The sequence below is a fragment of the Paractinoplanes rhizophilus genome, assembly GCF_042664765.1.
GTDB lineage: Bacteria > Actinomycetota > Actinomycetes > Mycobacteriales > Micromonosporaceae > Actinoplanes > Actinoplanes rhizophilus.
This window is the reverse complement of sequence record NZ_JBHTBJ010000088.1, coordinates 1,702-3,331: the sequence shown is the minus strand read 5'-3', so window position 1 is coordinate 3,331 and position 1,630 is coordinate 1,702. Positions and strand designations below refer to the sequence as shown.

At 56.1% G+C, this 1,630-nt stretch carries 1 other annotated feature (cut by a window edge).

Annotation, left to right across the window (positions count from 1 at the left end):
* Window positions 1-100 precede the first annotated feature (100 nt).
* Window positions 101-1,630, top strand: a sequence feature (mutual gap in cmsearch alignment for this rRNA model is longer than 100); it runs 1,488 nt beyond the window's last position.

Sequence of the window (1,630 nt, the reverse complement as noted above, 5' to 3'; positions counted from 1 at the left end):
ATACCTGCCACGGTTGTGGTGTTCGGTGTGTTCAGTGGGAAGTTTTGGGTTGGTCGTTGGTTGAGAATTGCACAGTGGACGCGAGCATCTTGTTTTCTGTGGTTAAGTTGTCAAGGGCGGACGGTGGATGCCTTGGCACCAGGAGCCGATGAAGGACGTGGGAGGCCGCGATAGGCCTGGGGGAGCTGTCAACCTAGCTGTGATCCCAGGGTGTCCGAATGGGGAAACCTGGCACGAGTCATGTCGTGTCATCCATGCCTGAATTCATAGGGTGTGTGAGGGGAACGCGGGGAAGTGAAACATCTCAGTACCCGTAGGAAGAGAAAACAACATGTGATTCCGTGAGTAGTGGCGAGCGAAAGCGGATCGAGCCTAAACCGGTGGCGTGTGATACTTGTCAGGGGTTGCGCCGTCGGGGTTGTGGGATTTCCCGTGGAGGATCTGACAGTCTTCCGGAGAGTTACAAAGTCATGGGTTAGTTGAATGGTGTGGGAAAGCCGGCCGTAGAGGGTGAGAGTCCCGTAAACGAAAATTCATGACCTCTTTGTGGAAACACCCGAGTAGCAGCGGACTCCTAGAATCTGCTGTGAATCTGCCAGGACCACCTGGTAAGGCTGAATACTTCCTGGTGACCGATAGCGGACGAGTACCGTGAGGGAATGGTGAAAAGTACCCCGGGAGGGGAGTGAAATAGTACCTGAAACCGTTCGCCTACAATCCGTCAGAGCCTGGTAACGGGTGATGGCGTGCCTTTTGAAGAATGAGCCTGCGAGTTAGTGGCATGTGGCGAGGTTAACCCGTGTGGGGTAGCCGTAGCGAAAGCGAGTCTGAAGAGGGCGATACAGTCGCGTGTTCTAGACCCGAAGCGGGGTGATCTAGCCATGGGCAGGTTGAAGCGTGGGTAAGACTGCGTGGAGGACCGAACCCACCAACGTTGAAAAGTTGGGGGATGACCTGTGGTTAGGGGTGAAAGGCCAATCAAACTCCGTGATAGCTGGTTCTCCCCGAAATGCATTTAGGTGCAGCGTCGTGTGTTTCTTGCCGGAGGTAGAGCACTGGATGGTCTAGGGGGCCTACAAGCTTACCGAAATCAGCCAAACTCCGAATGCCGGTAAGTGAGAGCGCGGCAGTGAGACTGCGGGGGATAAGCTTCGTAGTCGAGAGGGAAACAGCCCAGATCACCAGCTAAGGCCCCTAAGCGTGTGCTAAGTGGAAAAGGATGTGGGGTCGCTTAGACAACCAGGAGGTTGGCTTAGAAGCAGCCATCCTTTAAAGAGTGCGTAATAGCTCACTGGTCAAGTGGTTCCGCGCCGACAATGTAGCGGGGCTCAAGCACACCGCCGAAGCTGTGGCACTCACACAATGATCCGCCGGGCTCCTTGAGAGACCGGTGCAGTCGTGTGGGTGGGTAGGGGAGCGTCGTGTCACCAGGGAAGCGGCGGAGTGATCCAGCCGTGGAGGTGATACGAGTGAGAATGCAGGCATGAGTAGCGAATGAAGAGTGAGAACCTCTTCCGCCGGATGACCAAGGGTTCCAGGGCCAGGCTAATCCGCCCTGGGTGAGTCGGGGCCTAAGGCGAGGCCGAGAGGCGTAGTCGATGGACAACGGGTTGATATTCCCGTACCCGCG